Origin of the sequence: Streptomyces sp. MB09-01, assembly GCF_033794505.1 — a bacterium.
Classification (GTDB): domain Bacteria; phylum Actinomycetota; class Actinomycetes; order Streptomycetales; family Streptomycetaceae; genus Streptomyces.
This window is the reverse complement of record NZ_JARAYQ010000378.1, coordinates 1-5,941: the sequence shown is the minus strand read 5'-3', so window position 1 is coordinate 5,941 and position 5,941 is coordinate 1. Positions and strand designations below refer to the sequence as shown.

At 74.7% G+C, this 5,941-nt stretch carries 6 protein-coding genes; 4 read left to right on the top strand and 2 right to left on the bottom strand.

What is annotated here, in order from left to right; translation table 11 throughout:
* The 4 genes from egtA to egtD form a co-directional block, all read left to right on the top strand.
* Positions 1 to 1,303 (top strand): ergothioneine biosynthesis glutamate--cysteine ligase EgtA (gene egtA, locus PV721_RS40290; RefSeq protein WP_319733375.1); only part of this gene is annotated, 1,303 nt, incomplete at its 5' end.
* The gene (gene egtB / locus PV721_RS40285) at positions 1,300 to 2,610 is read left to right on the top strand and encodes an ergothioneine biosynthesis protein EgtB (protein ID WP_319733374.1); all 1,311 of its coding nucleotides are present in this window, start codon (positions 1,300 to 1,302) and stop codon (positions 2,608 to 2,610) included. The genes egtA and egtB, both read left to right, overlap by 4 nt.
* Positions 2,610 to 3,368 (top strand): ergothioneine biosynthesis protein EgtC, encoded by a 759-nt coding sequence (gene egtC, locus PV721_RS40280; protein WP_319733372.1) that lies wholly within the window; start codon positions 2,610 to 2,612, stop codon positions 3,366 to 3,368. The genes egtB and egtC overlap by 1 nt, the downstream gene beginning before the upstream one ends.
* Complete coding sequence (gene egtD, locus PV721_RS40275; protein WP_319733371.1) at positions 3,365 to 4,339, top strand: L-histidine N(alpha)-methyltransferase; 975 nt, start codon at positions 3,365 to 3,367, stop codon at positions 4,337 to 4,339. The genes egtC and egtD overlap by 4 nt, the downstream gene beginning before the upstream one ends.
* Here the strand turns inward: egtD and PV721_RS40270 are convergent.
* Together PV721_RS40270 and PV721_RS40265 are read right to left on the bottom strand one after the other, a co-directional pair.
* Entirely contained in the window at positions 4,222 to 5,175 is a 954-nt protein-coding gene (locus PV721_RS40270; protein ID WP_319733370.1) for a lysophospholipid acyltransferase family protein, read from the bottom strand. The genes egtD and PV721_RS40270 overlap by 118 nt on opposite strands.
* On the bottom strand, positions 5,172 to 5,941 hold a 770-nt coding region (locus tag PV721_RS40265; RefSeq protein WP_319733368.1), incomplete at its 5' end, for a GNAT family N-acetyltransferase. The genes PV721_RS40270 and PV721_RS40265, both read right to left, overlap by 4 nt.

Below are 5,941 nucleotides of genomic sequence, written 5' to 3'. Positions count from 1 at the left end.
CCCCGCCACCTCCCTCACGGAAACCGAGGCGGAGGAGCTGATCCACGGCATCTGCTTCAAGACCGGCCCGCCCCGCCTCATCGGCGCCGAGCTCGAATGGCTGGTCGTGGATGCCGAACGGCCCGAACAGCCCCTGGCCGCCGAGCGGCTGCGGGGCGCCCACGCCGCCGCCCGCGCACTGTCCCTGAACTCCCGGCTGACCGTCGAGCCCGGTGGCCAACTCGAACTCAGCTCGGCCCCCGCCGCCTCGCTCAGCGGATGCGTGGACGGCCTTCAGGCCGACCTCACCGCCGTACGCGGCGCCCTGCTGGCCCGCGGACTGGTCCTGCGCGGCCTCGGCCGCGATCCCCGGCGCCCCTACCGCCGGCTCCTGAACAGCCCGCGCTACGACGCGATGGAGGCCTACTTCGACCGCACCGGCCCGGCCGGCCGCGTCATGATGTGCGCCTCCGCCTCGGTCCAGGTCTGCGTGGACGCCGGGCACGAGGAGCCGGGCGTGCTCGGCCACGGCCGGCGCTGGCGGCTCGCGCACCTGCTGGGCGCGGTCCTGGTGGCCGCCTTCGCCAACTCCCCCGCGCACGACGGCCCGTACTCCGGCTGGCGCTGTGCCCGCCAGGGGGTCTGGAGCGACATCGACAGCCGGCGCGCGCTCGCCCCGCCGCTGGACGCGGAGCCGCGGGCCGGATGGACGCGGCAGGCGCTGGACACCGAGGTGATGTGCGTCCGGTCGTACGAGGGCGAAGCGTGGGAGATCCCGCGCGGCACGACCTTCCGCGACTGGCTGCGCACGGGCGGCGACCCCGAGCGGTCGGCGCACGCCGCTCCCACGGGCCTCGCCGCACTGCGGCCGCCCACGGTCGAGGACCTCGAGTACCACCTCACCACGCTGTTCCCCCCGGTGCGACCGCGCGGCCACCTGGAGCTGCGGATGATCGACGCGCAGCCCGGCGACGACGGCTGGCTGGTCCCGGTGGCCGTCGTGCACGCGCTGTTCGACGATCCGGAGGCCGCCGAGACCGCGTACCGCGCGACCAAGGTGCTGTCCGACGCGCACGGCCCGCGGCCCTCGCCCCGCAATCCGCTGTGGCGGTCCGCCGCCCGGCACGGTCTGGCCGATCCGGAGCTGCGGACGGCCGCGACGGCCTGTTTCCTGGCCGCCGCCGAGGCGCTGCCCCGGCTGGGCGCGAGCGAGCACGTCCAGGAGACGGTCGGTGCGTTCACCGAGCGCTTCGTGCTGCGCGGCCGCTGCCCGGCCGACGACGCGTCCTCCCTGCAGCCCGCCGGGAAGGAGGCCCGCCGGTGACCACCTCGTACCCCTCCCGGGAAGACCTGCGGGAGCGGGCGGCCGCCGCCCTGACCGCCGCGCGCGTGCGCACGGCCGCGCTCACCGACGCCGTGAGCGACGCGGACCTGACCGCCCAGCACTCGCCGCTGATGTCCCCGCTCGTCTGGGACCTGGCGCACATCGGTAACCAGGAGGAGCTCTGGCTGCTGCGCAACGTCGCCGGGCGCGAGTCCATGCGCCCGGAGATCGATCCGCTCTACGACGCGTTCGAGCATCCCCGTGCCGAGCGGCCCAAGCTGCCGCTGCTCGGGCCCGAGGAGGCCCGCCGGTACGCGGCCGAGGTGCGAGGCCGGGTCTTCGATCTGCTGGAGCGCACGCCGCTGGAGGGCAGCGCGCTCCTCGACGACGGCTTCGCCTTCGGGATGATCGCCCAGCACGAACAGCAGCACGATGAAACGATGCTGATCACCCATCAGCTGCGGCGCGGCGCGCCCGTGCTGACGGCGCGGGATCCGGACGCCCCCTACGATCCGCCGCTCGTCGCCGAAGTCCTCGTCCCCGCAGGCCCGTTCACCATGGGCACCTCCACCGAGCCGTGGTCGCTGGACAACGAGCGGCCCGCGCACGTCCGGGACACCGCACCCTTCTGGATCGACACGGTGCCGGTGACCAACGCCGCGTACCTGGCCTTCATCGCGGACGGCGGCTACCGCGATCCCCGCTGGTGGGCGCCACCGGGCTGGCAGCAGATCCGCGAACACTCCATCGAGGCCCCGCTGTTCTGGCACCGGGAGGCGGGCCAGTGGCTGCGACGCCGCTTCGGGGTGACCGAACCGGTGCCGGAGGACGAGCCGGTGCTGCACGTCAGCTGGTACGAGGCGGACGCCTACGCCCGCTGGGCGGGGCGGCGGCTGCCCACGGAGACGGAGTGGGAGAAGGCCGCACGGTTCGATCCGGCGACCGGCCGCTCGGCCCGCTACCCGTGGGGCGACGCGGACCCGACCGCGGCCGTGGCCAATCTGGGGCAGCGCCACCTGCGCCCGGCCCGCGCGGGCAGCTACCCGGCCGGCGCCTCCCCGCTCGGGGTGCGCCAGCTGATCGGCGACGTGTGGGAGTGGACCGCCTCCGACTTCCTGCCGTACCCGGGGTTCCGGGCCTTCCCGTACCGGGAGTACTCGGAGGTGTTCTTCGGTCCGGAGCACAAGGTGCTGCGGGGCGGTTCCTTCGCGGTGGACCCGGTGGCCTGCCGGGGCACCTTCCGCAATTGGGACCTTCCGGTACGGCGGCAGATCTTCTCCGGCTTCCGGACCGCGAGGGACGTCTGATGTGCCGTCATCTCGCTTACGTGGGTCCGGTGGTGGCGCTCGGGAGGCTGCTGAGCGAGCCCGAGCACTCGCTGGTGCGCCAGTCCTGGGAGCCGCGCCGGCAGCGGTCCGGCACGGTCAACGCCGACGGCTTCGGCATCGGCTGGTACGCGGAGGACGACCCGGTGCCCGCCCGCTACCGGCGGTCCGGGCCGGTCTGGTCCGACCTGACCTTCGCCGATCTCGCCCGGGTGGTGCGCAGCGGGGCCGTGCTGGCCGCCGTACGGGACGGCACGCTGCCCGGGGCCGACGGGGAGGCTGCTGCCGCGCCGTTCACGGAGGGGCCGTGGCTGTTCAGCCACAACGGCGCGATACGGGGCTGGCCGGACGCGGCGGCCCCGCTCGCGGCCGGGCTGCCGCCCGAGGCGCTGCTCCGGCTCCCCGCCCGCACGGACTCGGCGCTGGTCTGGGCGCTGGTCCTGCACCGGCTGCGGGCCGGGGACGACCTGGGCACGGCGCTGGCCGAGCCGGTCCGGGACCTGGCCACGGCGGCTCCCGGCTCGCGGCTGAACCTGCTGGTGACGGACGGCACCGCGATCGCCGCCACGGCATGGGGGGATTCGCTCTGGTACCTGACCGATGCGGGCGTCCGGCGCACCGTGGTGGCCTCCGAGCCGTACGACGACGACCCCCGGTGGTGCGAAGTGCCCGACCGGACCCTGCTGACCGCCACCCGCACGCGGGTCGAACTGACCCCGCTCAAGGAGAACTCCCCGTGACCAGCTTCCAGTTGACCCGGACCCTCGACGAGCACGCGGCGGAGACCGCGCTGCGCACGGACGTGCTGCACGGGCTCACCCACCTCCCCAAGGTGCTGCCGCCCAAGTGGTTCTACGACGCGCGGGGCAGTGAGCTCTTCGAGGAGATCACCCGGCTGCCCGAGTACTACCCGACCCGCGCGGAGCGGGAGATCCTGCTGGAACGGGCCCGGGAGATCGCCTCCGAGAGCGGCGCCCGCACCCTGGTGGAGCTGGGCTCCGGATCCTCGGAGAAGACCCGGCACCTGATCGAGGCGATGCCCGCGCTGGACACCTACGTGCCGGTGGACGTGAGCGAGAGCGCCCTGCGGGGCGCGGCCGAAACCCTGCTCGCGTCGCATCCGGGGCTGCGGGTGCACGCCCTGCTGGCGGACTTCACGCGCGCCCTGCAGCTGCCGGACTCCCCCGGACCCCGGCTGGTGGTGTTCCTGGGCGGCACGATCGGGAACCTGCTGCCGCCGGAGCGTGCGGTGTTCCTGGCGTCCGTACGGGCGATGCTGTCGCCCGGGGACGCGCTGCTGATGGGCACGGACCTGGTGAAGGACGAGGCCGTGCTGGTGTCGGCGTACGACGACGCGCGGGGTGTGACGGCCGAGTTCAACAAGAACGTGCTGGCGGTCATCAACCGTGAGCTGGACGCGGACTTCCACACCGCCGACTTCGCTCACGTGGCGGTGTGGAACAGGGAGCAGGAGTGGATCGAGATGAGACTGCGGGCCCGGTCGGAGCTGGTGGTGAAGATCCGGGCACTGGATCTGGTGGTGCCGTTCGCGGCGGGTGAGGAGATCCTGACGGAGGTCTCGGCGAAGTTCCGTCAGGAGGGCGTGCGGAAGGAGTTGGCGGCGGCGGGACTGGAACTGACCCAGTGGTGGACGGACGCGGCGGGCCGGTTCGCCCTGTCCTTGTCGGTCGCCGACGGCGCGGCCGGCTGAGCGGCCGAACCTGAGGGACGCAGGCCGGGCAGCAGGGTCGGGGCCGAGGCTCCGAGCACGGCCTGCTGAGCGGCTGCCGCGAGGTCCCGCCGGTCCGCGTACCGGCCCGGTGGGATCCGCGGCAGCAGCCTGACCTCGGCCCGTACTCCGCGGGCCCGCGCGATCCGCCACAGCGAGGCGGTCAGCGGGTCGTCCCCGACGAAGGCGGGCGCCCCGGCCGGGGTCCCGTCGCACAGCAGGTACGCGAGCCGCACGGGCTGTACGGGAACCCGCGCGTCCAGCGCCGACTGGAAGGCAGCCCTGCGGAAGGCCCCCTGGGCACGGCCGCACCATGTGGAGCCCTCGGGGAAGACGGTGACCCGGTCGCCGGCCAGCAGTGCGCCGGTGACGGTCTCGACGGTGGCCGGCAGTGCGCGGATCCGGTCGCGCTCGATGAACAGGGTCCCGGCCCGCCCGGCGAGGCGGCCTAGGACCGGCCAGGCGCGGATGTCGCTCTTGGCCAGCATCCGGCAGGGCACGACGGCGGCGACGAGCGGGATGTCCAGCCAGGAGATGTGGTTGGGGACGAGGAGACGGCCGCCGCCGGGGCCGGGGCTGCCGTGCACGGTGATCCGCAGGCCGAAGGCCCGTACCAGGGCGGCCGACCAGGCCCGTACGACCGTGTGCCGGGGGCCGGCCGGCAGCAGCCGGGCCGGCGGGGCGCCCAGGATCCCCAGCAGGATCAGGGCGACGGCGGCGGCGAGCCTGAGCACCGCCCGCGGGACGCTCGCGGTGCTCCCCTCGTGGCCGGCGCAGGCCTCTGGGGTGCAGGGCGAGGTGGGCAGCCAGACGCTCATGCGCCCGGGACGAGCGAGCGGAAGTGCTTCAGGTAGCGCGGGTTGGTGCGGCGCAGCGAGAGCAGCACGTACAGGTCGGCGCAGCCGAACTCGACGTCGAGGGCGGGTTCGCCGCAGACCCAGGCGCCCAGGCGCAGGTAGCCGCGCAGCAGCGGCGGCAGCTCCATGCGGTCGGGGAAGGTGATGCCCTCGGGGTTCCAGGGGAGGTGCGGGGTGACCCGGTACTCCTCGGGGGCGAGGCTGCGGGTCAGGGCGGCCTCGCGGGTGGCGGCGGCCAGGACCCCGCCGTCGGCGAGCGGTATCGAGCAGCAGCCGGCGAGCCAGTTGTGCCCGGTGCGGTCCATGTAATGCGCGAGGCCGGCCCAGATGAGGGCGATGACGGCGCCGTTGCGGTGGTCGGGGTGGACGCAGGAGCGGCCGACCTCGACCAGGTCGGGGCGGATGGGTGCGAGGGCGGAGAGGTCGAATTCGCCCTCGGAGTAGAGGCGGCCGGCGACGGCGGCGCGCTCCGGGGGCAGCAGCCGGTAGGTGCCGACGACCTGCTCGGTCTCCTCCTCGATGACGAGCAGGTGGTCGCAGTACGCGTCGAAGGCGTCGCAGTCGAGGCCGGGCTCGGGCCCGTCGAGGCGGGCGCCCAGCTCGCCGGCGAAGACCTGGTGGCGCAGGCGCTGGGCGGCGCGCACCTCGGACTCGTCGCGGGCGAGGCGTACGGCGTAGTGGGGGCCGGCGGCCGGCGCGGTGGCCCGGGGCGCGGTGGGAGTGACGG